The 25,850-nt window shown below is 64.5% G+C and carries 18 protein-coding genes and 1 pseudogene; 11 read left to right on the forward strand and 8 right to left on the reverse strand.

Annotated features, from left to right (window positions below; genetic code table 11):
- Positions 1–10: 10 nt before the first annotated feature.
- Entirely contained in the window at positions 11–1,261 is a 1,251-nt protein-coding gene (locus AC24YW_RS05335; protein ID WP_487481720.1) for an efflux RND transporter periplasmic adaptor subunit, read from the reverse strand.
- 151 nt (positions 1,262–1,412) lie between these two features.
- Positions 1,413–1,628, reverse strand: a pseudogene (locus tag AC24YW_RS05340) (CoA transferase); the annotation flags it as partial.
- Between the two features lie 90 nt (positions 1,629–1,718).
- Between AC24YW_RS05340 and AC24YW_RS05345 the strand changes: the two are divergent.
- Both AC24YW_RS05345 and AC24YW_RS05350 read left to right on the forward strand, forming a co-directional pair.
- A complete protein-coding gene (locus AC24YW_RS05345; RefSeq protein ID WP_487481859.1) occupies positions 1,719–2,006 on the forward strand; it encodes a hypothetical protein in 288 nt (95 codons plus the stop codon).
- A 199-nt stretch (positions 2,007–2,205) separates the two neighbouring features.
- Complete coding sequence (locus tag AC24YW_RS05350) at positions 2,206–2,976, forward strand: SDR family NAD(P)-dependent oxidoreductase (RefSeq protein WP_487481721.1); 771 nt, start codon at positions 2,206–2,208, stop codon at positions 2,974–2,976.
- Positions 2,977–3,176: 200 nt separating this feature from the next.
- Here the strand turns inward: AC24YW_RS05350 and AC24YW_RS05355 are convergent, their stop codons facing one another.
- Genes AC24YW_RS05355 through AC24YW_RS05365 form a run of 3 tightly spaced genes read right to left on the reverse strand, consistent with a single transcriptional unit; the run spans position 3,177 to position 8,930 of the window.
- Positions 3,177–6,653 carry an error-prone DNA polymerase gene (locus tag AC24YW_RS05355; RefSeq protein WP_487481722.1) on the reverse strand — a complete coding sequence of 1,159 codons (3,477 nt, stop codon included), beginning with the start codon at positions 6,651–6,653 and terminating at the stop codon, positions 3,177–3,179.
- On the reverse strand, positions 6,650–8,245 hold the full coding sequence (locus tag AC24YW_RS05360; RefSeq protein WP_487481723.1) for a Y-family DNA polymerase: 1,596 nt from the start codon (positions 8,243–8,245) through the stop codon (positions 6,650–6,652). The genes AC24YW_RS05355 and AC24YW_RS05360 overlap by 4 nt, the downstream gene beginning before the upstream one ends.
- Positions 8,142–8,930 carry an ImuA family protein gene (locus tag AC24YW_RS05365; protein ID WP_487481724.1) on the reverse strand — a complete coding sequence of 263 codons (789 nt, stop codon included), beginning with the start codon at positions 8,928–8,930 and terminating at the stop codon, positions 8,142–8,144. Before AC24YW_RS05365 ends, AC24YW_RS05360 begins: the two co-directional genes overlap by 104 nt.
- A gap of 161 nt (positions 8,931–9,091) precedes the next feature.
- On the opposite strand from AC24YW_RS05365, the gene AC24YW_RS05370 reads away from it, so the two are divergent.
- The 3 genes from AC24YW_RS05370 (at position 9,092) to AC24YW_RS05380 (ending at position 13,515) form a co-directional block, all read left to right on the forward strand.
- Positions 9,092–10,327, forward strand: a complete 1,236-nt coding sequence (locus AC24YW_RS05370) for a putative DNA modification/repair radical SAM protein (protein WP_487481725.1) — start codon at positions 9,092–9,094, stop codon at positions 10,325–10,327.
- Positions 10,327–11,769 (forward strand): UdgX family uracil-DNA binding protein, encoded by a 1,443-nt coding sequence (locus AC24YW_RS05375; protein ID WP_487481726.1) that lies wholly within the window; start codon positions 10,327–10,329, stop codon positions 11,767–11,769. Before AC24YW_RS05370 ends, AC24YW_RS05375 begins: the two co-directional genes overlap by 1 nt.
- A 117-nt stretch (positions 11,770–11,886) precedes the next feature.
- A complete protein-coding gene (locus AC24YW_RS05380) occupies positions 11,887–13,515 on the forward strand; it encodes an inorganic phosphate transporter (protein WP_487481727.1) in 1,629 nt (542 codons plus the stop codon).
- Between the two features lie 197 nt (positions 13,516–13,712).
- On the opposite strand, the gene AC24YW_RS05385 is transcribed toward AC24YW_RS05380, so the two are convergent.
- On the reverse strand, positions 13,713–14,885 hold the full coding sequence (locus AC24YW_RS05385) for a M20 aminoacylase family protein (protein ID WP_487481728.1): 1,173 nt from the start codon (positions 14,883–14,885) through the stop codon (positions 13,713–13,715).
- Between the two features lie 172 nt (positions 14,886–15,057).
- Between AC24YW_RS05385 and AC24YW_RS05390 the strand changes: the two genes are divergently transcribed.
- The 3 genes from AC24YW_RS05390 to AC24YW_RS05400 all read left to right on the forward strand — a co-directional run bounded on the left by AC24YW_RS05390 (position 15,058) and on the right by AC24YW_RS05400 (position 18,274).
- Complete coding sequence (locus AC24YW_RS05390) at positions 15,058–16,677, forward strand: GMC family oxidoreductase (RefSeq protein ID WP_487481729.1); 1,620 nt, start codon at positions 15,058–15,060, stop codon at positions 16,675–16,677.
- Positions 16,678–16,686: 9 nt separating this feature from the next.
- Positions 16,687–17,568 (forward strand): alpha/beta fold hydrolase, encoded by an 882-nt coding sequence (locus AC24YW_RS05395; protein ID WP_487481730.1) that lies wholly within the window; start codon positions 16,687–16,689, stop codon positions 17,566–17,568.
- A 244-nt stretch (positions 17,569–17,812) separates the two neighbouring features.
- Positions 17,813–18,274 (forward strand): hypothetical protein, encoded by a 462-nt coding sequence (locus tag AC24YW_RS05400; protein ID WP_487481731.1) that lies wholly within the window; start codon positions 17,813–17,815, stop codon positions 18,272–18,274.
- A gap of 138 nt (positions 18,275–18,412) precedes the next feature.
- Here AC24YW_RS05400 and hpnO read toward each other — a convergent pair whose 3' ends face one another.
- Positions 18,413–19,804, reverse strand: coding sequence for an aminobacteriohopanetriol synthase HpnO (hpnO, locus tag AC24YW_RS05405; protein ID WP_487481732.1), 1,392 nt, complete (start codon positions 19,802–19,804; stop codon positions 18,413–18,415).
- Between the two features lie 141 nt (positions 19,805–19,945).
- On the opposite strand from hpnO, the gene AC24YW_RS05410 reads away from it, so the two are divergent.
- Complete coding sequence (locus tag AC24YW_RS05410) at positions 19,946–20,611, forward strand: DUF2147 domain-containing protein (RefSeq protein WP_487481733.1); 666 nt, start codon at positions 19,946–19,948, stop codon at positions 20,609–20,611.
- Here AC24YW_RS05410 and hpnN read toward each other — a convergent pair.
- Positions 20,579–23,167 carry a hopanoid transporter HpnN gene (hpnN, locus tag AC24YW_RS05415; protein ID WP_487481734.1) on the reverse strand — a complete coding sequence of 863 codons (2,589 nt, stop codon included), beginning with the start codon at positions 23,165–23,167 and terminating at the stop codon, positions 20,579–20,581. The two genes, AC24YW_RS05410 and hpnN, sit on opposite strands and share 33 nt — an antisense overlap.
- 455 nt (positions 23,168–23,622) lie before the next feature.
- Here hpnN and ispH point away from each other — a divergent pair, with 455 nt between their 5' ends.
- On the forward strand, positions 23,623–24,549 hold the full coding sequence (ispH, locus tag AC24YW_RS05420; RefSeq protein ID WP_487481735.1) for a 4-hydroxy-3-methylbut-2-enyl diphosphate reductase: 927 nt from the start codon (positions 23,623–23,625) through the stop codon (positions 24,547–24,549).
- Between the two features lie 36 nt (positions 24,550–24,585).
- A complete protein-coding gene (gene hpnH, locus AC24YW_RS05425) occupies positions 24,586–25,746 on the forward strand; it encodes an adenosyl-hopene transferase HpnH (protein ID WP_128262668.1) in 1,161 nt (386 codons plus the stop codon).
- The last annotated feature ends 104 nt before the right edge of the window (positions 25,747–25,850 follow it).

Raw genomic sequence — 25,850 nt, forward strand, 5'->3', positions numbered from 1 at the left:
GGGTCGTCGATCAGCTGCCGGACGCCGCGCGGTCGATGAACAGACTGCCTTTGGTGACGATCTGCTCGCCGGGTTTCAGATTGCTGGTGACCTCGACGAGGTTGCCGTTGATGAGACCGATCTTGACCTGGCGCAGCTCGACCGATTTGTCCTCGCGCGCGACCCAGAGGCGGACCTTGTCGGCTTCATAAATCAGAGCCTGCTTCGGCACCGCCGGCGCGGCGCGGTCGCCGGCCGAATAGATCGTGACGTTCGCGAACATTTCCGGCTTGAGCAGCCCGTCCCTGTTGTCGATCGTGGCGCGGACCAGAAGGCGGCGGGTGGCGGGGTCGATCGCGGCGGCAACGTAGTTGATCTTGGCGCTGAACGGACGGCCCGGCAGCGCCATCACGTTGACGGTGATATCCTGCCCGATGCACACCGCGGCCGCATCGCTCTCGCGCACGAAGGCGGTGAGCCAGACGGTGGAGAGGTCGCCAACCACGAAGACCGGATCGCTGGCGCCGGAATTGACGTATTGGCCCGGGCCGATCTTGCGTTGCACGACGGTGCCGGCGATCGGCGAATTGATCGTGATCTCCCGATCGATGACGCCCTTTTCCTGGAATGTCTTGATGGCCTCGTCGGTGAAGCCGAGGATGCGCAGCTTGTTGCGCGCGGCTTCCAGCGCCGTCACCGAGGAGCGCATGTCATTGCGCGCCTGCACCTGAGCCGCTTCCGCTTGCTGGTAATCCTTGAGCGGAATGGCATGGCCCTCGTAGAGGTCCTTGGCGCGCTTGAACTGGATGTCGGAAAGCTCGAGCGCCGACTTCGCCTTGTTCTGCGAGGTCATCGCCGCGATGAAATCGTTCTGAGCCTGCACGGTGTCGGCGGCCTCGATCGTAAACAGCGGTTGCCCTTGCTTCAGCGTCTCGCCCGGCTTGGCGAGCAACTTGGTGACACGGCCTGCATAGGGCGAGAACACCGGCGTCGAGCGGTCCTCGTCGACCGCGACCTTGCCCTCGGTGACGTACTCGGCGCGGAAGCTCCTGGCGGCGACCGGCTCGATCGTCAGCGTCGCCCATTCGGACGGCGTCGGCGTGAAGGTCTGCGCACTCCTGCGCGACTGGCTGGAGATCTCGGAGTGCTTCTTTGCCTTCGCGCCCGAAGCGAACAAGCCGTACGCTCCGACACCGGCGCCGGCGAGAGCTAGTAAAACTACGGATGCGATCACCCGTTGTTTTGCAATCGCGTGCAATCGCTTGGTATTCTCAACTGCCATGGGGCCCGGTCGTGTCTGCGACGATCTCGGCAAATGTTTGCCTCACCGGTCGCGCTATCGCTAATAGTGCCGAACTGGGATTTCAAACAACCTAAAAAACGCGTCGGCCCTTTCCGTTTGCGTTAAAATTCTCCGACATGTCAGCTTCATGTCAGCTTCGGGCCGGCCATTGTGCCGGATGACTGCCCAGCGGCATCGCCGGACGGCTCCATTGCGCCGGTGTCTTCGACAGACGTGCGGAATGCTGCACCGCCTTCAACGTGCCGAAGCCAGATTGCATGTGCTCTATGAACGCAGCATGTACGGCCTCTGCCGTAAGATCCGGGGTATTCAATCCGCCCTCGAGCCGGCCGAGATTCCACAGCCAGGATATCGGCGAGGCTTTGCATGGCCGCTTCTCTCCCTGCCCGTTTGCTGTACTTTTCGCGACCACGTCATGATCGCAGAAAGGATTGCAATGGCCGCCATCGATCCCCTCATCGCAGGTGCCGTGTTCATCGCGACCGCGGCCACCGACGCCGTCTATGTCATGTTCACCTCGGCCGTGATCGCGCGCAAGCGTATCCCGGCGGCGAACTGGAGCGCGATCTGGTACCTGCTCTCCTCTTACGCCGTGATCAGCTACACCGAAAATGTCTTCTATGTCGCCTTTGCGGCGATCGGCTCCTGGGCCGGCGCCTATGCCTCGCTGACCTTCCTGCACCGCCCGCCCGGCGGCCCGCCGGTCGGGGCGGCGCCGGAGTGAAGTCTCTCCGCGTCATTGCGAGCCAACGGGTCCGCGCGCAGCGCGGCCCGATGACAGGCTCCGCGAGGCAATCCAGGATCTTTCCGCGGCGGCAGTCTGGATTGCTTCGTCGCAAGAGCTCCTCGCAATGACGACGTGGAGGCTTCTGGGCGCCTCGCGAAACAGCTACACTCGCAACACCAACAAAAAGGAGCCAACAATGGATCTCGGTCTCAAAGGCAAGAACGCCGTCGTGCTCGGCGGCACGCGCGGCATCGGGCGGGCGATTGCGGCGACGCTGGCGGGTGAAGGCGCCAATGTCGCGGTGTGCGCACGCAACGCCGATCAGGTTGCGGCCACCGTCGCGGAGTTGAAGGCGAGCGGCATCAACGCCACCGGCGGCACGGTCGACGTCACCGACGGCGCGGCACTGAAGAGCTGGATCGAGACGGCAGCGAAGGAGCTCGGCGGCATCGACATGCTGTTCTCCAATGCCGGCGCAATGGCGCAAGGGCACGATCCCGCGTCCTGGGAGCAGAATTTCCGGCTCGACGTGCTCGGCGCCGTGCACGCCTTCGAGGCCGCACGGCCGTCCCTCGAGACAAGCGGCGCCGAAGGCGGCGATGCGGCCTTCGTGATCATCTCGTCGATCGCCGCGGCGCAGGCGGACACGGCGAGCTCCTACGGCCCGGTCAAGGCCGCGCTGATCCACATGGCCAAGGGGCTGGCGCGGCAATACGCGAAGAAGAAGATCCGGGTGAATGTCGTCTCACCCGGCACCGTCTACTTCAAGGGCGGCGTCTGGGAAATGATCGAGAAGAACATGCCGGAGCGGTACCAGGACGCGATGAAGCGCAACCCGACCGGCCGCATGGCGACGCCGCAGGAGATCGCGAGCGCGGCGGTGTTTCTGGCCAGCCCGGTGTCGGGATTCACGACGGGATCGAATCTGGTGGTGGACGGAGCGATCTCGAACCGGGTGAATTTTTGAGGCCGCACTGTCATCGCCCGGCCTTGACCGGGCGATCCAGATCCCAGAGGCGGTTGTGATTGAGCCGAGAGGCCGTGGCGTAGTGGATACCCGCTTTCGCGGGTATGACGACTGCGAGTGTGGTGCATGGTCGCTCAACACTCTCGTCATTGCGAGCACAGCGAAGCAATGACGGTGAGGCGGAAAGCTCGCTCAATACGTCAATGAAAATCCCGCGACGGCGGCAGGATGCGGACGTTGCGGGGGTGGCGGATTTTTTGCGCTGGGCTATCCGCAAGCGCGCGCGGATCTTCGTTGAGCGGTTCGACCACGGTGGCGCCTGCGGGCAGCGGATGCTTGCGGCCGAGCGCATCGTTGGCCAATCCGACCAGATCGTGCGAGCGGTCGACCATGCGCTGGGCGATGAGATGCGTCACCTTCTCCGGGCTGCTCTGGATGTAGCCTTCGACCAGGATGAGGCGCGCGCCCATCACCTCTTTCCGGTACTGCTCCATGATCTTGGGCCAGACCACGACATTGGCGATGCCGGTTTCGTCCTCCAGCGTCATGAACACGACGCCGCTGGCGCTGCCCGGCCGCTGTCGCACCAGGACCACGCCGGCGCAGCGGACGCGGCGCCGCTCGTTCTCATGGCTGATCTCCTTGCAGGCGACGATACGCTCGCGCGTCAACATCTCGCGCAGGAATTCCATCGGATGTCCCTTCAGCGACAGGCGGATGGTCTGGTAATCGGCAACCACCTGCTCTGCGCGCGGCATCACCGGCAGCGGCTTTGCGCCTTCGTCCGGCTGCTCGCGCGCGGTCGCCGCCTCGAACAGCGGTAGCGGCACGTCGTCGGGCAGCCGCCGCACCTGCCACAGCGCTTCGCGGCGGTCGAGCCCGAGCGAGCGGAACGCATCGGCATCCGCCAACAGGATCAGCGCGCGTTTGGGCAGGCCGGTGTCGCGGGCGAAATCCTCCAGCGAGGTGAAGGGACGACGGTTGCGCGCGGCGACGATGCGGTCGGCCCAGTCCTCTCTCTTGTCATTCCGGGGCGATGCGTCAGCATCGAGCTCTGATGCGCAATTGCGCATCTGAGAATCCATTCCTCCAGGCAAATGCGGCCCAATGGATTCCGGGCTCGCGCCAAATGGCGCGCCCCGGAATGACAGCTGAGAGCGCTTCAGGCGCTCCTCGTCCTCGTCCAGCCAGTGGAATCCATCGATCTGGCGGAAGCCCAGCCGCACGGCGCAGTATTTGCCGCTCCCCTGCTCCAGCGTGTTCTGCGCAAAGCTGTAGGACACATCGATGTCGCGCACCTCGACGCCGTTCTTGCGGGCATCGCCGACGATCTGCGCCGGCGCATAAAAGCCCATCGGCTGCGAGTTCAACAACCCGCAGCAGAAGGCGTCGGGATGATAGTGCTTCAGCCACGACGAAATGTAGACCAGCTGTGCAAAGCTCGCGGCATGGCTCTCCGGAAAGCCGTAGGAGCCGAATCCCTTGATCTGGTCGAAGCAGCTTTTGGCGAAGTTGGGATCGTAGCCGCGGGCGACCATGTTGCCAATCAGCTTCTCCTCGTACTGGCCGATGGTGCCGACATTGCGGAAGGTCGCCATCGAGCGGCGCAGGCCGTTGGCTTCCTCGGAGGTGAAATGTGCGGCCTCGATCGCAATGCGCATCGCCTGCTCCTGGAACAGCGGGACACCAAGCGTCTTGTGCAGCACATTGTAAAGCTCGTCCTTGTCGCCGTGATCCGGTGACGGAGACGGATAGCTCACTTTTTCCAGGCCGTTCCGCCGCCGCAAATAAGGATGCACCATGTCGCCCTGGATCGGACCGGGGCGCACGATCGCGACTTCGATGACGAGATCGTAGAAGGTACGCGGCCTCAAGCGCGGCAGCATGTTCATCTGCGCGCGGCTCTCGACCTGGAACACGCCGAGCGATTCCCCGCGGCACAGCATGTCGTAGACCCTGGGGTCGTCCTGCGGGACGCTCGCCAGCACAAAACGCTCGCCCTTGTGCTGGTCGATCAGATCGAAACATTTCCGGATGCAGGTCAGCATGCCCAGGGCGAGCACGTCGACCTTCATCATACGAAGCGCGTCGACGTCGTCCTTGTCCCATTCGATGAAGGTGCGGTCGTCCATCGCGGCATTGCCGATCGGCACATAGGTGTCGAGCCGGTCCTGGGTCAGCACATAGCCGCCGACATGCTGGGAGAGATGGCGCGGGAATTCGATCAGCTCGGTCGCAAGCTCGACCGCGAGGTTGATCATGGGATTGCCGGGATCGAGCCCGGCCTGCCGGACCTGCATGTCGTTGAGGCCTTTGCCCCAGCTGCCCCAGACGGTATCGGCGAGTGCGGCGGTGACGTCCTCGGTCAGGCCGAGCGCCTTGCCAACGTCGCGGATAGCGCTGCGCGGGCGATAATGGATGACGGTGGCGATGATCGCGGCGCGGTGTCGGCCGTAGCGGCGATAGACATATTGCATTACCTCCTCACGGCGCGAATGCTCGAAATCGACGTCGATGTCGGGCGGCTCCAGCCGCTCCTTGGAGATGAAGCGCTCGAACAAGAGGTCCACCTTGGTCGGGTCGACCGAGGTGATGCCGAGCACGTAGCACACGGCCGAGTTCGCCGCTGAGCCGCGGCCCTGGCACAAAATGTTCTGGCTGCGTGCGTAATGCACGATGTCGTGCACGGTGAGGAAGTAGTGCGCGTATTTCAGCTCGGCGATCAGCGCGAGCTCCTTGTTGAGCGTCGCGCGCAGCTTGTCCTCGATCTTGCCGCCGAAATATTTGTCGACGCCCGCCCAGGTCAGATCCTCCAGATGCCCTTGCGCAGTCTTGCCCGGCGGCACCGGCTCGTCGGGATATTGGTACTTGAGCTGATCGAGCGAGAACTCGATTACGTCCGCAAAGCGCATGGTCTGCGCGATCGCCTCGGGAAAATCGCGGAACAGCCGCGCCATTTCGCGCGGGGTCTTCAAGAAGCGCTCGGCATTGGCCTCTAACTTCCGCCCAATCGCCTCGATCGTGGTCTTTTCCCGGATGCAGGTCAGCACATCCTGAAGCGGACGGCGGCCGGGATCGTGATACAGCACCTCGTTGGTCGCGAGCAGCGGCACCTTGGCCTTTGCCGCGAGATCATCGAGCCGCGAGAGACGACGCCTGTCGTCGCCGCGATAGAGCAGGCTCGCCGCCAGCCACACGCCCTCGGCACGGCTCGCCTTCAGCTTTGCGAGGACATCCAGCGCCCGCGCCGGCTCGAAACGATGCGGCAGCGTCAACACCAGGAGTTGGCCTTCCGAGAATTCCAGGAGATCGGCGAGGGTGAGATGGCACTCGCCCTTCTCGATCCGCGTGATGTCGTCGCCGCGCTTGCCCCTTGTCAGGAGCTGGCACAGCCGGCCATAGGCCGCGCGATCACGCGGATAGACCAGGATGTCGGGCGTGCCGTCGCTGAAGACGATGCGCGCACCGATCAGCAGCTTAGGCTTGTGCAGCACTTTGTCATTGTCGAGCTCCTTGTAGGCCCGCACCACACCCGCGAGCGTGTTGTGATCGGCAATGCCGATCACCGGAATTCCTAAAGCGCTCGCCTGATGCACATAGGCGCGCGGATCCGAGCCGCCGCGCAGGAAAGAGAAATTGGTGGTGATGCCGATCTCGGCATAAGCGGGGCTGTTCATGCGAAAAGACCATGCACATACCAGCCGGGAGACGCCGGCTTGCCGTCACCATCGAACACCTCTCCCTCATAGAGACCGTCGCGAAAGATCCAGAAGCGCAGGCCTTCGGCATCCTCGATGCGGAAATAATCCCGTGTCAGCTGCTTGCCGTCCTGCCGCCACCATTCCATCGCGATGCGCTCGGGCCCTTCCACCCGCACCACCGCATGCAGCGCGCGCCGCCAGGTGAATTGATGCGGCGGGCCATCGGGCACGGTCGCGAACGGCACCTTGATCGGCTCCGGCTTGTCGAACAGCCGCAACGGACGCAGCGGCGGCTCGCTCGCGACGCGCGCCGGCCATTCGGCCTGCATGGCGGCAGCGAGATGATGCTGCGCCGATGCGGCCAGCACCGCGCTTTCGGGGATATGGGTATCCTGCGGCAGGTGCACGACGACACGCTTGCCGCCGATGCGCGCGGCGATGCGGTCGATCAGCGCGGCGAGCTCGTCATTGTCGTGGACATGGGCATCGAGATCGCGCTGCTCCTGCACCACGATCTCGGTGCGGCTGGCCGACAATCGCACCATGTCGAAGCCGAAGCCGGGATCGAGGGGATCGGCGAGTGCATCGAGCCGCTCGCGGAACAAGCGGTCGACCACGGCGCTTCGCGTTACCGGACGTCCGGTCTCGACCGTAATCATACGCACCACACCGTCGGTGCGGAAGAACGCCGCTTCAAGCCGCCGCGCGCCTTTGCCCTGCTTCTCCATGGACGCGATCAACGTGTCGGCCAGCCGCGACAGCGTCATCGCGATCATGGTGTCGGTCGCGATCGGCTCGGCAAAGCGTTTTTCCACGATATAGTCGGGCAGCGGTTTGCGCGGGCTGATCGGCGTATCGCCCTGCCCCAGCGCATGGGCGAGCAGCGTGGAGAAGCGCGCACCGAACCGCGCCGTGATCTCGGAGGCGCTGCGCGAGGCGACGTCGCCGATGGTCTTCAGCCCGGCGCGGCGCAGGCCGGTGGTGATGGCTTCACCCGCGCCGAGCGCGGAGACCGGAAACGACCTGATCGCTTCCGCCTCGCCGCCATCGGCCACGATGGAGCCGGCTACCTGCCGCGTCAGCGTGCGGGCGCAGATCGAGGTGCCCGCGATCGCCGCGCTGACGGCAAAGCCTTGGCGGCCCAATGCGCGGACCAATGTCCGCAACAATGTGGCCTCGCCGCCGAACAGATGCGCACAGCCGGTGATATCCAGGAACAGCCCGTGCGGCGGATCGAGCGCCACCAGCGGCGTGAAGCGGTCGCACCAATCGGCGATATCGCTGAGCGTCTTCGCATCGGCCACGGTATCGGCGTCGAACACACGCAAGTCCGGGCACATCGCCCGCGCATTGGCGAGCGGCTGGCCGATATACAGGCCGAGGCGCTCGGCGGCCTCGTCCAGCGCATGGATCACCAGCGCATTGTTGTCCTTGATGACGACGATATCGGGCTCAGGATTGGTTTTACCCAGCCCGGCGCTGCCAACGAACCGCTGGATCCTGTCGATGGGCAGGCGCGGCAGCCACAGGCTGAGGATACGTCGAGGGTTCACTGAACTGGCACTCATCACAATTCCATTCCATGATCCACCGGCCGCATGGGCCATGACGATTGCGCAAGAGCTCGGCATCGAACACCGGCGCGCCCCAGGCATTCCACACCGAGCCCGGCGGCGAATGCGCCGCACGCAGCATCCACCTGGTCTCCGCGGTCGAGGGCAGCGGCTGCGCGGCCATCCGCAGCAAGAGGCCGGTGACGCCCGAGCCTTGCGCGGCCAGCGTCAGCTTGCGGCTTGCTACCGGATCGAACTGCCTGGTCTCGCCCCAGAGCTCGAGCACGACGGCGCCGAGCGCATCGCAGGCAAGCGCGTCGGCCGAGGTGCGCAGCGCGCTCTCGACATTGGCGGCGCGCACCATCACCACACGGCGCGGATCGAGGCCGAGCTCGGATAGCCCGCTCATCGACAGCGCGCCGGTTTCGCGCTCCGAAAAATCCTGCCGCACCCACAATAGCGGCCGGCGTGCGCTCACGCGTCCCGCAAGGCCCATGACAAAGCCCGTCGCGGCCGCGCCCTGACGCCCTTCGCAAAACACCTCGTGGATCGCCGCGCGCGCGAGCCCGCCCTTCAGCGCGGCGTCGGCCGCGCCATGGCCGAGCGCGATGCGATCGTGCGGATGCACGACTTCCGCCGTCTCGATGCGCTCGATCTGGCTACGCAAGGTCGCAAGCGCGCTCATACGTGCGCCGCTCATGCTCGCCGCTCCTCAGAGGTGATTGCCGATGGCTCTCAAAAAGAGAACCAGCAGCTGGCTCATTTGTTCATGATATGTTCTAATATAAAGCTAACGGCGCCGACAGAGTCAATCGAATTGGCGCATCCAAAGATTCATGAGCGGAATCAAAGAGATCAAACATGGACGTACAACGCAAGCTGGAGATTCTGGCGGACGCCGCCAAATACGACGCATCCTGCGCCTCCAGCGGCACCGAGAAGCGGGATTCCAGCGACGGCAAGGGCATGGGCTCGACCGCGCCGGGCATGGGCATCTGCCATTCCTACGCGCCGGACGGACGCTGCATCTCGCTGCTCAAGGTGCTGCTGACCAACGCCTGCAATTACGATTGCCTCTATTGCGTCAACCGCGCCTCCTCGAACGTAGCCCGCGCCCGCTTCACCATCGACGAAGTGGTCAAGCTCACGCTCGACTTCTACCGGCGCAACTATATCGAGGGCCTGTTTCTCTCCTCCGGCATCATCCGCAGCCCCGACTACACCATGGAGCAAGTGGTGAGCGTCGCGCGAAAGCTGCGCGAGGAGCATCATTTCCGCGGCTACATCCATTTGAAGACCATTCCCGAGGCCGACGACGCGCTGATCGTGGAGGCCGGCAAATATGCCGACCGTCTTTCGATCAACATCGAGATGCCTGAGGAGACCAGTCTGCAGCAATTCGCGCCGGAGAAGGACGTGCGCGCGATCCGCCGCACCATGGGCCGGCTGCGGCTCAAGCTGGACGAGGCCGAGGAGAACCGCACAACGCAAACAAAGGCCAAGCCGCAGCGCTTTGCGCCGGCCGGCCAGAGCACGCAGATGATCGTCGGCGCAGATAGCGCCTCCGATCACACCATTCTCCACACCAGCGCCAATCTCTACGGCGCCTACCGCCTGCGGCGCGTCTATTACTCCGCGTTCAGCCCGATCCCTGATGCCAGCCGCGCCCTGCCCCTGCGGGCGCCGCCGCTGCTGCGCGAGCACCGGCTCTACCAGGCCGACTGGCTGATGCGGTTCTACGGCTTCGACGTCGGCGAGATCGTCGACGACAGTGCGATGCTGCCGCTCGACATCGATCCCAAGCTGGCCTGGGCGCTGCGCCACCGCGACCGCTTCCCGCTCGACGTCAACCGCGCCAGCCGCGAGGAGCTTTTGCGCGTGCCGGGCTTCGGCACCAGGACGGTCGAACGCATCCTCGCGACGCGGCGCACCACCACGATCCGCCTCGCCGATCTCGCGCGGCTGCATGTGCCCCGCAACAAGGCGCTGCCGTTCATCGTCCTCAGCGATCACCGTCCCTCACCGCATCGTCTCGATGCAGCCGGGCTGATCGAACGGTTCAAGCCCAAGGCAACGCAACTGGGATTTGGCTTCTGATGCAGTACATCATGCTCGACACCGAAACCGACTTCGACGGCTGGCGCAAGGCCGCGCGCAGCCTCGTGCTCCATCACGTGCCGCCCGGCGACGTCACCTGGACCGTACAGGGCCGCGAAGCCGAGCTGTTCGCACCGTCCTTGCCGTCTCCGATCCTCGAGGTGAACGACGGTACCTTCAACGTACCAGGCAAATTCGTCGAGCTCGCCAAGGCGGCGATCCTGCATCGCGATGACGAACGCTTTGCGATCCTCTTTCGCCTGCTGTTCCGGCTGAAGGACAATCACGATCTCCTCGAGGTTGCGACCGACCCCGATGTCGCGCTTGTCACGGCCATGGCGAAAGCGGTCTATCGCGACGAGCACAAGATGCATGCCTTCGTGCGCTTCCGCGAGATCGGCCGGGAACGCCAGGCGCACTACGTCGCCTGGTTCGAGCCGGAGCATCACGTCGTCGAGCTCGCCGCGCCGTTCTTCGCCAAGCGCTTCGCCGACATGCCCTGGTCGATCCTGACGCCGGACCTCTGCGCGCATTGGGACGGCCATGCGCTCTCCTTCACGCCGGGCGTCAGCAAGAGCGAGGCGCCGGGCGAAGACCGGCTGGAGGAAACCTGGCGGCGCTACTATGCCAGCATCTTCAATCCGGCCCGGCTCAAGGTGAAGGCGATGCAGGCCGAGATGCCGAAGAAATATTGGAGGAACCTGCCCGAGGCTTCGATCATTAAGCCCTTGATCGAGGACGCCGAGCGCATGACCGGCGCCATGATCGCCAATGCCGCAACCGATCCGCACAAGCCTCAGAAGCGGCCGGAGGCTCCGATGAAACGCAAGCCAGCTGCCGACGATCTCGAAGCGCTCCGCGAGGAGGCCGCGCATTGCCGCGCCTGCCATCTCTACAAGGACGCGACACAGACCGTGTTCGGCGAAGGGCCTGAGAATGCCAACATCATGCTGGTCGGCGAGCAGCCCGGCGACAAGGAAGACCTCGCCGGCCATCCCTTCGTCGGCCCGGCCGGGCAAATGCTCGATCGCGCGCTGGAGGAGGCCGGCGTCGACCGCAAGAAGGTCTATGTCACCAACGCGGTGAAGCATTTCAAATTCGTGCCGCGCGGAAAGATCCGCCTGCACCAGAAGCCGAACACACCCGAGATCCGGGCGTGCCGGCAGTGGTATGAGCGGGAAGTTTCGACAATCCAGCCGGAACTCATCGTGGCGATGGGCGCCACCGCCGCACAAAGCGTGTTCGGCAAGATCACTCCCATCGGCAAGAACCGCGGCCGGTTGATCGATCTTCCCGACGGGCGCAAAGCGCTCGTGACGGTGCATCCGTCCTATCTGCTGCGGCTGCCGGATCCCGAAGCCAAGGTGCTGGAGTATCGACGCTTTGTCGATGATCTGAAGATCGCTGCCGGCCTGCAGAAGAAGGCCGCACGGGCCGCCTGAGCACTGGCAGGACATCGACATACTGGCAGGCAAGGCGCTTTCGCGCCTTGGTTGTCATGCAGCCTTCAAATCCATCGCGGACAATGCCCTCGACCGAAAGTTAAGGGGCGTCCCGACATGACAGACGTTGCATTCGACCGCGCAGTAGCAGATCCCGCACCGATCCAGCCGGCCTCACGGCCGAATCTCGACAAGGGCTTCAACCCGCTGACGATGATCCTGTTCTTCGGCGTGCTCGCCGGGGGCCTGCTGTTCGTCGCCTACAGCATCTATGTCGACGTCAATGCCACCGGCGCGCGGGTGACGACCTATCTGCCCTACATCCTCCTCTTCATCGCGCTCCTGATCGCGCTCGGCTTCGAATTCGTCAACGGCTTCCATGACACCGCCAATGCGGTGGCGACGGTGATCTACACCCATTCGCTGCCGGCCGAGGTCGCGGTGATGTGGTCGGGCTTCTTCAACTTCCTCGGCGTGCTCTTGTCCTCCGGCGCGGTCGCCTTCGGCATCGTCTCGCTACTGCCGGTCGAACTGATCCTCCAGGTGGGTTCCAGCGCCGGCTTCGCCATGGTGTTCGCGCTGTTGATCGCCGCGATTCTGTGGAACCTCGGCACCTGGTTCTTCGGCCTGCCCGCCTCTTCCTCGCACACGCTGATCGGATCGATCATCGGCGTCGGCGTCGCCAACGCCGTCATGCGCGGCCGCGACGGCACCTCGGGCGTGGACTGGACCAAGGCGACCGAGATCGGCTACGCGCTGCTGCTGTCGCCCCTGTTCGGCTTCATCTGTGCCGCCACGCTGTTGCTCCTGCTCAAGTTCATCGTGCGCAACCCGGCGCTCTATTCCGCGCCGGAAGGCAACAAGCCGCCGCCGCTGTGGATCCGTGGCATCTTGATCGCGACCTGCACCGGCGTCAGCTTCGCACACGGCTCGAACGACGGCCAGAAGGGCATGGGCCTGATCATGCTGATCCTGATCGGCACCGTGCCGACGGCCTATGCGCTCAACCGCGCGCTGCCGGAATCGCAGGTCGTCCAGTTCCAGAAGACCTCCGATGCCGCCGCCAAGGTGATCTCGGCCAAGGGCGCCGGCCACAGCATCATCGGCGATCCCCGCCCCGCCGTGACGCAGTACATCACGCTGCGCCACATCAACGAGGGCACCTATCCCTCGCTCGCCGTGCTGGTGAAGGAGGTCGGTGATCAGGTCGCCAAATACGGCACGCTGAACAAGCTGCCTGCGGAAGCCGTCGGCAACACCCGCAACGACATGTACATGACCTCGGAAGCGATCCGCTTCCTGATGAAGGATAAGGAGAACGATCTCAACAAAGAGGAGATCGCAGTCCTGAACGCCTACAAGGGATCGCTCGACGCCGCCACCAAGTTCATCCCCAACTGGGTGAAGATCGCGGTCGCGATCGCACTCGGCCTCGGCACCATGATCGGCTGGAGGCGCATCGTCATCACGGTCGGCGAGAAGATCGGCAAGAGCCATCTCACCTACGCGCAAGGGGCGTCCGCGGAGCTCGTCGCCGCCGGCACGATCGGCGCCGCCGACGTGTTCGGCCTGCCGGTCTCAACCACGCATGTGCTGTCGTCTGGCGTCGCCGGCACCATGGCGGCGAACGGTTCGGGTCTGCAATGGTCGACGATCCGCAACCTGCTGATGGCCTGGGTGCTGACGCTGCCCTGCGCAATCATGCTGTCGGCCACGCTCTACGTGATCTTCTCGCAGATGTTCTGAAGGTGCTGCTTTCTCCCCCTCCCGTTCTTACGGGGCCGCGACCAGCTTCGCTCGCGCTGAGAGGGTTAGGGTGAGGGGCTGCTTCGGCGATCACGGTGAGAGGGGCACTCGCCGAGAGTCCCCTCACCCGGAATCCGCGCGACGCGCGCATTCCGACCTCTCCCCGCAAGCGGGGCGAGGTAAGTGAAGCACCGCCCTTACGACGCCGCGAGCTGCTCCTCGACCAGCTTCACCCAATAGGACGTGCCGTAGACGATCGCCTCGTCGTTGAAATTGTAGGCGGGGTGATGCAGGCCGGCGCTGTCGCCGTTGCCGCAGAAGATGAAGGCGCCGGGCCGCGCTTCGAGCATGTAGGCGAAATCCTCGCCGCCCATCAGCGGCGCCATGTCGTGGACATGGGCCTCGCCCGCAACCTGCGTGGCGATGCGCCGTGCCACTTCGGTCTCCGCCGCATGATTGTTCACGACCGGATAATTGCGCTTGTAGTGCAAGTCGATCTTGGCGCCGGTGATCTGCGCCACGCCCGCCACGACCTCATGCACGCGCTTCTCGACCAGCTTGCGCACGTCAGGCGACAGCGTGCGGATGGTGCCTCTCAGCGTCGCGGTCTGCGGGATGACGTTGCGGGCGTTGCCGGCGTGGAATTCGCAAATCGATACGACCGCCGATTCCAGGGGATCGACGCTGCGCGAGACGATCGACTGCAGGGCCGTGATCACCTGCGCGCCGACCAGCACGGAATCGACGCATTTGTGCGGCCGCGCGGCATGGCCGCCGACGCCCTCGATCATGATGTCGACCTCGTCGGTCGCCGCCATGATGGGGCCCGGCCGGATCGCGAACGAGCCGACCGGGATGCCCGGGCCGTTGTGCATGCCGTAGACCTGCTCGATGCCGAAGCGTTCCATCAGGCCGTCCTTGACCATGGCCGCGCCGCCGGCGCCGCCCTCCTCGGCGGGCTGGAAGATCACCACGGCATCGCCGGCGAAATTACGCGTCTCGGCGAGGTAGCGGGCCGCCCCGAGCAGCATCGCGGTATGGCCGTCATGGCCGCAGGCGTGCATCTTGCCGGGGATCTTGGAGGCGTAAGGCAGATTGGTCTGCTCCTCGACCGGCAGCGCGTCCATGTCGGCACGCATGCCGATCACCTTGAGCCCTTCGCCGGCGGGCTTGTTGCCCTTGATCACGCCGACGACGCCGGTCTGGCCGAGACCGGTCACGACTTCGTCGCAGCCGAACTCGCGCAACCGGTCCGCAACGAATGCTGCGGTGCGGTGGACATCGTACAGCAGCTCGGGATGCTGATGGATGTCCCGCCGCCAGGCCTGGATATCGGGTTGAAGGTCGGCGACGCGGTTCACGATGGGCATGGAAGGTCTCGAGCTGTTGGAAATGCAAGGTCTGTCTACCATGCAAGCGTCGGTCCACCCAACCGCCGGCAATCGGGGCCTAGCCCTGTTCACCCGGCATGGCCGGGCTTGTCCCGGTCGGCTGCGTCTGCCTATTAACGGAAAGCAAAGAGACCATCCGGGTGGAAGCAGAATGCCGAGGCGACTTGAAGGTGAGTTTGACTACATTGTCGTCGGAGCCGGCACCGCGGGCTGCATCGTCGCCAACCGGCTGTCGGCCGCCCCGGGCAACCGCGTTCTCATCCTTGAAGCGGGTGGCGACGACAACTGGATCTGGTTCCATATCCCGGTCGGCTATCTCTTCGCGATCGGCAATCCGCGTTCGGACTGGATGTTCAAGACCGAGGCCGAGCCCGGCCTGAACGGCCGTTCGCTGGCCTACCCCCGCGGCAAGGTGATCGGCGGCTGCTCGGCGATCAACGCCATGATCTCGATGCGCGGACAGGCCGCCGACTACGATCATTGGCGCCAGCTCGGCATGACCGGCTGGGGCTACGACGACGTGCTACCGCTGTTCAAGCGGCTGGAAGACCACTTTCTCGGCGCGAGCGAACATCACGGCGCCGGCGGCGGCTGGCGCATCGAGGCGCCACGGCTCGCGTGGGACATCCTCGACGCGGTCGGCGACGCCGCCGAGGAGATGGGCATCAAGCGCATCCCGGATTTCAACACCGGCGACAACGAAGGCACCAGCTATTTCCACGTCAACCAGAAGCGCGGCCGGCGCTGGTCGTCGGCGCGCGGCTTCCTCAAGCCGGCCTTGAGGCGCCCCAATCTGCGGCTCGAGAAGCACGTGCTGGTCGACCGCCTCATCATCGAGCGGGGCCGCGCCGTCGGCGTGCGCTTCATCCGGAACGGCGAGATCGTCGAGGCGCGGGCGAAGCGCGAGGTGATCCTCTCGGCAGGCTCCATCGGCTCGGTGCAGGTGCTGCATCGCTCCGGCATTGGACCGGCCGACTGGCTGTCCCCGCTCGGCATCGACATCGTCATGGACAAGCCCGGCGTCGGGCGCAATCTGCAGGACCACCTGCAACAGCGCGCAATCTACAAGGTCGAGGGCGTGCGCACGCTGAACGAGACCTATTACAATCTGTTGCGCCGCGGCCTGATGGGGCTCGACTACGCCTTCCGCCGCCGCGGTCCGCTGACCATGGCACCGTCGCAGCTCGGCATTTTCACGCGCTCCGATGCGACGCGCGCCCGCGCCAACATCCAGTTCCACGTGCAGCCGCTGTCGCTCGACAAGTTCGGCGATCCCCTGCATCGCTTTCCCGCAATCACCGTCAGCGCCTGCAATCTGCAGCCGACCTCGCGCGGCAACGTGCGGCTTCGTTCGGCGAGCCCCGAGGAGAAGCCGGTCATTGCGCCGAACTACCTGTCGACCGACGATGACCGCCAGGTCGCCGCGGACGCCATTCGCACCACGCGCCGCCTGATGCAGCAGAAGGCACTGGCCAAATATCGGCCCAGCGAATATTTGCCGGGGCCGACGGTCGGCGACGACGACGCTTCTCTGGCGAAGGCCGCCGGCGACATCGGCACCACCATCTTCCATCCGGTCGGCACCGCGAAGATGGGCACGGCGAACGATCCGATGGCCGTGGTGGACGAACGCCTGCGGTTCTACGGCCTCGGCAATCTGCGCATCGTCGATGCCTCGATCATGCCGACGATCACCTCGGGCAACACCAACACGCCGACCGCGATGATCGCGGAGAAGGGTGCGACGATGATCTTGGAGGATGCGAAGTAGCCATCGCTCATGATCAATCCGCACCGTTTCTCAATCGGCCCCGCCGGCGCAGAGATCGCCATGCTGCAATGGGGCGACAGCGGCAGGCCACCAGCCCTGCTCGTCCACGGCACGGGCTTCGTCGCCGCCGTCTGGGACGAGGTCGCGCGCGAGCTTGCATCGACCTACACCGTCTATGCTCTCGACCGCCGCGGTCATGGCGCAAGCCACAAGCCCGGCGCCTATCACTTCCTCGATTACGCCGCCGACGTCTGCCGGGTAATCGATGCGCTCGATCTCCGCGACATCTACGGGATCGGCCACAGCGCGGGTGCGACCGATCTCCTTCTTGCTGCGAGACTTCTGCCCAGTCGCTTCTCACGCCTGTTCGTGATGGAGCCGACCGTCATGGACCCGCGCGCGGCTCGCTCCGGCGGATTGAGTGAAGAATCTCTCGCGCGCGTGCAGGGCACGCTGCGCCGGCGAGCCGACTTCGACAGTCGCAACGCAGTATTGGAACGTTACCGCGCAGCACCGGCGTTTGCGGAATGGACCGAAACCTCACTAGGGGCGTATGTGCGTCACGGCTTCGTGCCACTGGATGACGGCCGTATCCGCCTCTGCTGCACGCCCGAAATCGAAGCCGCGATCTTGCGTCCCATCTACGAGGCGATGGAGCAGGTTTACACTGGCGATGCCCGCGGCAATCCGTTTGGAATGCTCAGCGAAATCGACTGCCCGGTGCGCGTCACGACAGCCGCGAAGTCGGGCCCGATCTACTGGGAGATGGCGAAACGCGCTGTGTCGCTGATTCCGCGCGCCGGTGCGCTGGTCTTCGAGAACTCCGGGCACTGCGTCGCGCAGGAAAGGCCGAGGGTTGTCGTGCAGGCTGTGCGGGATTTCGCAAAATAGGTTCTCGGACGCGCGCTGCAGCGTGCAAGGCTGCTGAGCAGACCCGCAGCAGGAGCAAACCACAGCTCCCGGTTGCATCAGCCGATGCACATTGCTAGTGCAATGTCATGAAGCAAATTCTCGTTGTTGCTGCAGCTCTTGCCTGGGCTGCTACAGCGCTCGCGCAAGAGCGACACAGAACGTCGCGCGGCGAGCTGTTCTATACGAAGAAGGCGTAGGACAGGGCGATAAGGCTGAGGGCCAAGTGACCTGGCGGACGGAGCGGACGGCCGATCCTTCGGCGCCACCCGACGACATCACGATATGGGGCGACATCGTGATCCCTTCCCGAGGCGCGCGGATGACGGTCTCTTTTCGTCGAAACTTCGATTCATCACTCTCCGCCAGCCACACAGTTCAGGTCGATTTCAAACCTCCTGTCGACTTCGCGGGCGGCAGCATCGAGCAAGTGATGGGCCTGATGCTGAAAACAAGTGAGCAGGCCAAAGGCGTTCCGATCGACGCAATATCCGTAAAGATTGACGACACACACTTTCTGATCGGCATGTCCGGCGTCGTGCAGAACGCATCGGCGAACCGGCGCCTGATCAGAAGCAGGGACTGGATCGATATTCCGCTCTTCTACGGCACGCAGCGCCGCGCAATCCTCGCTATCGCAAAGGACGGCGATGCCGCAGCGATGTTCAATACCGTGTTTGCTGACTGACGCGCAGGACGCGTCCTGCGCTACGCCATCACGCCGCCCGCGCGGCAGTCTGGCCACCCCGGATGAAACGTCGCGCGGACGGGGCCGACGTCACCCATTCTAGAATCCAGGATTTGTTACCCGGCCTACGGCCTCGCCCTATGCCGACCGCCGCACCGCGTTGTCCACCAGCGTCTTGCCGAGCGACCAGATCGCGCCGGGGACCTTGTGGCTGCCGGCGATGACGTCGTCGAACGCCTTCTCGATCCAGCTGCAGTCTTCCTCGGTGATGGTGAGCGGCGGCAACAGCTTGATGGTGTGGCTGCCGTGGCCGGCGACTTGCGTCAGGATCTTGTGATCCTTGAACAGCGGCACGGTGATGAGCTGGCAGAACAGGCCCTTGTTGGCGGTCTCCAGCACGTTCCAGGAGGCCCGCAGGCGCAGCGATTTCGGCGGGCCGAACTCGATCCCGATCATCAGCCCCTTGCCGCGGACTTCCTTGAGCAGCTCGTAGCCCGGCACCATGCGCGTCAGCGCGAGGCGCAGCTCGGCGCCGCGCTTGGCGGCTGCATCGATCAGCTTCTCCGATTCCATGACGTCGAGCGTGGCAATGCCCGCGGCCATCGCGAGGTCGTTCTTGGAGAAGGTGGAGCCGTGCACCACCGCGCGGTCCATCTGGTTGAAGATCTTGTCGAAGATGCTCTTGCGCGTCAGCACGGCGCCGACCGGCACGTGGCCGCCCGACAGCGACTTCGACAGCAGCACCATGTCGGGCTCGACATTCCAGTGCTCGACCGCGAGGAAGCGGCCAGTGCGGCCCATGCCGGTCTGGATCTCGTCGGCGACGAACAGCGTGCCGTATTTCTTGCAGAGTGCGGCCGCACCGGGCAGGAACTCGTCGGTGGGCATGTTGACGCCCTTGCCCTGGATCGGCTCGACGACGAAGGCGGCGACCTCGCGCGAGGCCAGCGCCTTTTCCAGCGCGGCCACGTCGTTGAACGGGATCGCGGTGCAGCCCGGCAGCAGCGGCTCGAAGCCGGTACGGAAATTCGAATCGCCGGTCAGCGACAGCGCGCCGTAGGTCAGCCCGTGATAGCCGTGGGCGCAATAGACGATGCCGGGACGTCCCGTCGCGCCGCGCGCGAACTTGATCGCGGCCTCGACGCATTCCGCGCCGGAATTGGCGAAGAACGCCTTGTCGAGATAGGGAACGTATTTCAGGAGGCGCTCGGCCAGCACACCGGCGAGCGTCGAGACGTCGAATTGGACGAGGTTGGGCAGGTCGGCATCGAGCACGCTCTTGAGCGCCTCGCGCATAACGGGATGGTTGCGCCCGATCGCAAACACACCGAAGCCGGACAACAGGTCGAGATATCGCGCACCCTCGCGGTCGTAGAGGTACTGCCCCTGCCCCTTCTGAAAGCCGACATCGTAGCCGATGGTCTTGAGAACCCGGACGAACTGCTCGTTCAGATACCGGTTATGCAGGGTGCTGCGCTGGGCCTGACGGTCCGCGAATAGCTGAGACATGTCTGGATTTGGGCTGTGCATCCGCTACATACTTCGCTTGAGGGCCGTCTCGTCAACTGAAAACGGACCGTTACTGAAAACGGTCTGTGCGGCCTTTTGCCCTTTTTCGGACCATCTTCGCAAGCACAGCTTTAGACCATGTTGCACTGCCAAGGAACACACATGCGTTTGGCCCTTTACACCGGACTAATACTGGCTGGCGGTTGCGCCGGCCTGACGCCCGCGCTCGCCGCGGATCCGACCGGCGACTGGCGCGTCGCCGACGGCGTTGCCAACATTCGCGTCGCCCAATGCTATGGCAGCATGTGGGGCGCGGTTTCCTGGGAAAAGCAGCCCGGCGGACGCGACCAGAACAATCCGGACGCCTCGAAAAAGAACAGGCCGACGCTCGGCATGGCAACCCTGATCGACATGAAGAAGAAGCCCGGCGTCGACCAGTGGGAAGGACAGGTCTACAACGCCAAGGACGGCCAGCTCTACAGCGCGACCATCACGCCGGCCGGTCCCGACCAGCTCGAAATCAAGGGCTGCGTCATGGGCTTCCTCTGCGGCGGCGAAACCTGGACCCGGGTCGGCCCGCCGATCCCATCGAGTCCTGCCAACGCCATGGCCAAGGGCGCGGCGAAATCCGGCGGCACTGCGCCGAAGCAGCCCCAAGGAGGTCAAGCGGCACAGGGGACCCAAGCAGCTCAAGCCGGGAGCGGCGGCACCACGCCTGCGCCCGCAGCTCCCAAGGCCGCCGGCGCAGCCAAGCCGGGTCCGAAGGGCGCCGCCGACCCCGTCGGCGACATCTGTCTACTCCCTGAGATTGCGGGGTTTGCCCATTAGGGCCGGCTGGAACAGCAGCACGGCGGCGAGCGTCGTCACCAACGAGAGTGCCAGCAGCTTGCCCATGCTGGACGTGCCGGGATGGCTCGACAGCCACAGGCTGCCGAACGCGGTCGCGGTCGTCAGCGCGCTGAAAAAGATCGCGCGCGTCAGGCTGGTCTGGAGCAGGTTCGTCCTGCCCGAGCGCCAGGCCACGACATAATAGATCTTGAAGGCGACGCCGACGCCGAGCAGCAGCGGAAGCGCGACGATGTTGGCGAAGTTGAGCGGCAGGCCGATCAGCACGCAGATCTCGAGCGTCACCGCGCCGGCAACCAGCAGCGGCACCAGCGTCATCAGCACGTCGACGAAGCGGCGAAGCGTGATCCACAGCAGGAGCCCGATCACCAGCAGCGCATAGATGCCGGCGTGGATGAACGCCTTCACCACGGTGTCGCCGGATTTCAGAATCGAGACCGGTCCGCCGATCGCAGTCGGCTCGGCCGCGAGCACCGCCGCCGCGAATTTGCGCAGCGTGTCGTTGTCGTTCGGATCGCCCTTGGGCAGCGCCTCGACGCGGATGATGCCGTCCTTGCTCTTCCAGGCGCTGACGAGATCGGGCGGCAGCGAGCTCAGAGTGACGGGACCTGCCTGCATCGCGTTCCTGAGCTGGTCGAACACGATCTTCAATGGCGTGACGAACACGTCCTGCGTCTTGTTGCGTGTGGCCTCGTCGGCACTGGCGAGCTTTTCGAGCGCGCCGGCGAGACGGCGCGAGGCGACGGCGCCGGGGCCCTTCGCGTCGCCCGCCGTCCGGCGCAGATTGTCGGCCGAAGATTTCAGCGATTCGACATTCTCCTGGTCCGTCGGCGCCGCATCGATCTGATCAGGATTGAGCGCGGGATTCAGCACCTTGGCGCCCTGCGCGATGAGCTTCAGCTTCGGCGGCTGGTCCTGCGGCACGAAGCTGTCGAGCGACATCACCCTGAGCACCTCGGGCACCTTCTCCAGCTTCGCCTCGACCTGCTTCGCCTGCTCTTCCGATTTCGTCATCACGTTGACGGCATTGGCTCCGGTGTTCGGATCCTTGCGCAAATCGAGGAAGGTGGCGATCGACTCGGCGTGCGGATTGCGCAGGTTCATCGGGTTGAAGTCGAACTTCATGAAGTAGAGCAGCGGCAGGCCGCCGAGCGCGAGCAGCAACGTGCCGCCGACGATCACCACCCGATGTTTTTCCAGGAAGTGATCGAGCGGCGCGAGGAACGCGTAGCCGACCGGCTCCGGCTCGCCGGGCGGGTTCAAGAGCTTGAGCAGAGCCGGCAGCACGGTGATGCTGGACAGGAACGCCACGAGCATGCCGACACCGGCGATCTGGCCGAGCTCCGAGATGCCCTTGTAGTCGGTCGGCATGAAGCAGAGAAAGCCTGCCGCAGTGGCCATTGCCGCCAGCGACAGCGGCACTGCCGAGCGCTTGGCTGCCAGCACCAGCGCGCCGGTGAGGTCATTATGCTTGTAACGCTCGGAGCGATAGCGGACGCTGTACTGGATGCCGAAATCGACGCCGAGGCCGACAAACAGCACGGCGAACGCAATCGACAGCAGATTGAGGGAGCCGACCATCATCAGGCCGGCCGCGGTCGTGATCGCAAGGCCCACGAAGAGATTGACGAACACGGCGAAGATGATCTTCCCCGAATGCAGCGCCAGCCACAGGATCAGCAGCACGACGAGGACGGTGCCGATGCCGTTGACGACGGCGCCCTCCTGAACGGTGGCGTATTCCTCGTTGGCGATCGGGACCGGGCCGGTCAGCCGCACGCGGGCCTGGTATTTGGTCGGGAAGTCCAGATCCGCAGCAGCCTTGCGGATCGCATCGGTCGCGCCCTTGCCCGGCTCCAGCGCGTTGTAGTCGAGGATCGGCTTGAACTCGATGAAGTTGCGCTTGTCCGAATCCTTCAGCGGCTCGTCGCTGACGAGCTCGCGCCAGGAGAAGCTGGCGTTGCCCTTGTTGAGCACGGTCTCGACCGTCTGCGCGATCAGGTTGAAGGGCCGCTCGGTATTGTCGAGCTTGACCTGGCCGCGCTTGACGCCGGCAAGGCCCGTCTCCAGCGCCCCGGTGAGGCCGCGGATCGAGGGGTCGCCGGCCATGATCTCGATCAGGGGCGCTGCGGATCCGAACTGGCCGGTGACCTTGGCGACCTCCTCGGTCGGCAGGAACAACAGGCCGTTTTTCTCGAAGAACTCGCCGCTGCCGAGCTGCTGCATGGACTGGAAGTTAGTCTTGTCGTCCTTCAGCTTGGCGTAGAGCGCATCGGCCGCCGCGCTCGCCATTTCCGGGGTCTTGGCCTCGACCACCGCCGTGATCGTCGCATCGCGGTCGAAGGCGCGATCGAATTGCTGATCGCGCTGGCGCCAGTCCAGATTCTGGGCAATCAGCGAGTTGATGTCGGTGTTGATGGCGAAGTGGCGCGCAGCGTAATAGCCCGCCCCCACCGACAGCAGGAGCCCGACAACGACGACGAGGGAGGCAAACCGGGTGCAGGCCCTGACGATGGCAACGACGACGCTTTGCAGCACTTCTTTTCTTTCTGCGGTTAACAGCTTGCCGGAAACGCCCGCTGTTTATCGGAGTTCCCGGGCGAAACCTATCGCTGTTTTGGGTGGGTCTCGCCGCCCGAAGGTTCGAGGGTAAACGGCGGGAGACCGTGGCAAAAACTTGCGGGGCGCCGGTATAGCCGGCGAGTTGAGGCGGGAAAGTGACGAAAGACTATGCAGCCATGTCGCGCACGCGGGCGCACCGCAGTCCCTACTAAAATACCTCACGGACGCCTCCGTCAGTGGTTCCACCTTCCCTTACCGCCGATTTTTTGACACAAAGTATTGTGCCTCCATGCGCCTGAGCGCCCCGAGGGGTGGGTGGCTACCGCAGGCGCGAACCAATGGTGCGGATATTGCAACTCATTGGTTAGTAACGGAGTGCCGCTTGGGGACATACGAGAGCGGATTGGTGCAACTTGCGTGATGGGCGTCCCATGGAAGTTTATCTGGCGCAACCGCGCGGCTTCTGCGCGGGGGTGGTGCGAGCAATCGAGATCGTGGAGCGGGCGCTGGAGAAGTACGGCCCGCCCGTCTACGTGCGCCATGAGATCGTGCACAACAAATATGTGGTCGAGAGCCTGAAGGCCAAAGGCGCCATCTTCGTCGAGGAACTCTCCGAGGTGCCGGCGAAGGCGGTGACGGTCTTCAGCGCCCATGGCGTCGCCCGCAGCGTCGAGGAAGAAGCCGCCGCGCGCGACCTTCCGGTGCTCAATGCCACCTGCCCTTTGGTCACGAAAGTTCACAATCAGGGGAAGCGCTACATCGGCAAGGGCCGCACCCTGATCCTGATCGGCCACGCCGGCCACCCCGAGGTCGAGGGCACGATGGGCCAGGTCCCGGGGCCGGTGCAGCTTGTCCAGAGCGTTGAAGAGGTTAAGGCCCTCACCCTGCCGGCGGATACGCCAGTGGCCTACATCACCCAGACCACCCTGTCCGTCGACGACACCAAGGACATCATCGCGGCCCTTCAGGCCCGCTTTACAGACATTCAAGGTCCGGATATCCGGGATATCTGCTATGCGACACAGAACCGCCAATCTGCGGTAAGGGACTTGAGCAAGCTGGTCGACGTGATCTTGGTGGTGGGCGCTGCCAACAGCTCGAACTCGAACCGGCTCCGCGAAATCGGCACTGAGGCCGGCGTCGCGAGTTATTTGATTGCCGACGGCAGCGAGCTCAATCCGGAGTGGTTGAAGGATGCAAGGACCGTCGGCGTCACGGCCGGCGCTTCGGCGCCCGAGGTACTCGTGGATGACGTGATCGAAGCGATGCGGCGGATCGGACCGGTGAAGGTCTCGGTGTTGCCGGGCCGCGAGGAAAACATCGAATTCCGGCTTCCGGCCCAACTGGCCGCGAGCTGACCCACCCGAATTGAAAAGCCCAGAAAGAAACCTGTAATGGCTATCCCGTTCTTCAAGGAAATGCGTATCGGCGGCTATTTGCTCAAGCAGAAACTGCTTGGCCGCAAGCGCTATCCGCTCGTGCTGATGCTGGAGCCGCTGTTCCGCTGCAACCTCGCCTGCGTCGGCTGCGGCAAGATCGATTATCCCGATGCGATCCTCAACCGCCGCATGACGGCGCAGGAATGCTGGGACGCGGCCGACGAATGCGGCGCGCCGATGGTCGCCATTCCCGGCGGCGAGCCGCTGATCCACAAGGAGATCGGCGAGATCGTGCGCGGCCTCGTTGAGCGCAAGAAGTTCGTCTCGCTCTGCACCAACGCGCTGCTGCTGGAGAAGAAGCTCGATCTGTTCGAGCCCTCGCCCTATTTGTTCTTCTCGGTGCATCTCGACGGCCTGCGCGACCACCACGACAAGGCGGTCTCGCAGAAGGGCGTGTTCGACCGCGCCGTGTCGGCGATCAAGGCGGCCAAGGCGCGCGGCTTCACCGTCAACGTCAACGCCACCATCTTCGACGGCCACCCGGCCGAGGAGATCGCCAAATTCCTCGACCTCACCACCGAGCTCGGTGTCGGCGTCTCGATGTCGCCGGGCTACGCCTATGAGCGCGCGCCGGACCAGGAGCACTTCCTCAACCGCACCAAGACCAAGAAGCTGTTCCGCGACGTCTTTGCGATGGGCAAGGGCAAGAAGTGGAATTTCATGCATTCCGGCCTGTTCCTGGACTTCCTCGCCGGCAACCAGGAATACGAGTGCACGCCGTGGGGCATGCCCGCGCGCAACATCTTCGGCTGGCAGAAGCCCTGTTACCTGCTCGGTGAAGGCTACGCGAAAACCTTCAAGGAGCTGATGGAGACCACCGACTGGGATTCCTACGGCACCGGCAAATACGAGAAGTGCGCCGACTGCATGGCCCATTGCGGCTACGAGCCCACGGCCGCGACGGCTGCGCTCAACAACCCGCTGAAGGCGATGTGGGTGGCGCTGCGCGGCGTGCGGACGAGCGGCCCGATGGCGCCGGAGATCGACCTCTCCAAGCAGCGCCCGGCGCAGTACATCTTCTCCGAGCAGGTCCAGAAGAAGCTGTCCGAGATCCGCAAGGACGAAGCCGCCGCCGCGCAGGCGAAGGCCGCGCAGAAGGCTTCGACGGCGGCGTAAGCGGACGCAATCAATTTTCACGACGAAGGCCCGGCCGCGATCGCGACCGGGCTTTTTCTTTTGTGCTGGTCTCACCGGCCATGAACGCACGCGGCCCCTCCGCG

The sequence above is a fragment of the Bradyrhizobium sp. USDA3516 genome (assembly GCF_057651995.1).

Excerpts from the sequence above, each read along its gene's own strand:
- AC24YW_RS05350 (WP_487481721.1), top strand. The coding sequence starts at position 2,206 with ATGGATCTCGGTCTCAAAGGCAAGAACGCCGTCGTGCTCGGCGGCACG.
- AC24YW_RS05410 (WP_487481733.1), top strand. The coding sequence starts at position 19,946 with ATGCGTTTGGCCCTTTACACCGGACTAATACTGGCTGGCGGTTGCGCC.
- AC24YW_RS05390 (WP_487481729.1), top strand. The coding sequence starts at position 15,058 with ATGCCGAGGCGACTTGAAGGTGAGTTTGACTACATTGTCGTCGGAGCC.
- ispH (WP_487481735.1), top strand. The coding sequence starts at position 23,623 with ATGGAAGTTTATCTGGCGCAACCGCGCGGCTTCTGCGCGGGGGTGGTG.
- AC24YW_RS05355 (WP_487481722.1), bottom strand. The coding sequence starts at position 6,653 with ATGAACAGCCCCGCTTATGCCGAGATCGGCATCACCACCAATTTCTCT.
- hpnO (WP_487481732.1), bottom strand. The coding sequence starts at position 19,804 with ATGCACAGCCCAAATCCAGACATGTCTCAGCTATTCGCGGACCGTCAG.
- hpnH (WP_128262668.1), top strand. The coding sequence starts at position 24,586 with ATGGCTATCCCGTTCTTCAAGGAAATGCGTATCGGCGGCTATTTGCTC.
- AC24YW_RS05335 (WP_487481720.1), bottom strand. The coding sequence starts at position 1,261 with ATGGCAGTTGAGAATACCAAGCGATTGCACGCGATTGCAAAACAACGG.
- AC24YW_RS05370 (WP_487481725.1), top strand. The coding sequence starts at position 9,092 with ATGGACGTACAACGCAAGCTGGAGATTCTGGCGGACGCCGCCAAATAC.
- AC24YW_RS05385 (WP_487481728.1), bottom strand. The coding sequence starts at position 14,885 with ATGCCCATCGTGAACCGCGTCGCCGACCTTCAACCCGATATCCAGGCC.
- AC24YW_RS05380 (WP_487481727.1), top strand. The coding sequence starts at position 11,887 with ATGACAGACGTTGCATTCGACCGCGCAGTAGCAGATCCCGCACCGATC.
- AC24YW_RS05345 (WP_487481859.1), top strand. The coding sequence starts at position 1,719 with ATGGCCGCCATCGATCCCCTCATCGCAGGTGCCGTGTTCATCGCGACC.
- AC24YW_RS05375 (WP_487481726.1), top strand. The coding sequence starts at position 10,327 with ATGCAGTACATCATGCTCGACACCGAAACCGACTTCGACGGCTGGCGC.
- AC24YW_RS05395 (WP_487481730.1), top strand. The coding sequence starts at position 16,687 with ATGATCAATCCGCACCGTTTCTCAATCGGCCCCGCCGGCGCAGAGATC.
- AC24YW_RS05365 (WP_487481724.1), bottom strand. The coding sequence starts at position 8,930 with ATGAGCGGCGCACGTATGAGCGCGCTTGCGACCTTGCGTAGCCAGATC.
- AC24YW_RS05360 (WP_487481723.1), bottom strand. The coding sequence starts at position 8,245 with ATGAGTGCCAGTTCAGTGAACCCTCGACGTATCCTCAGCCTGTGGCTG.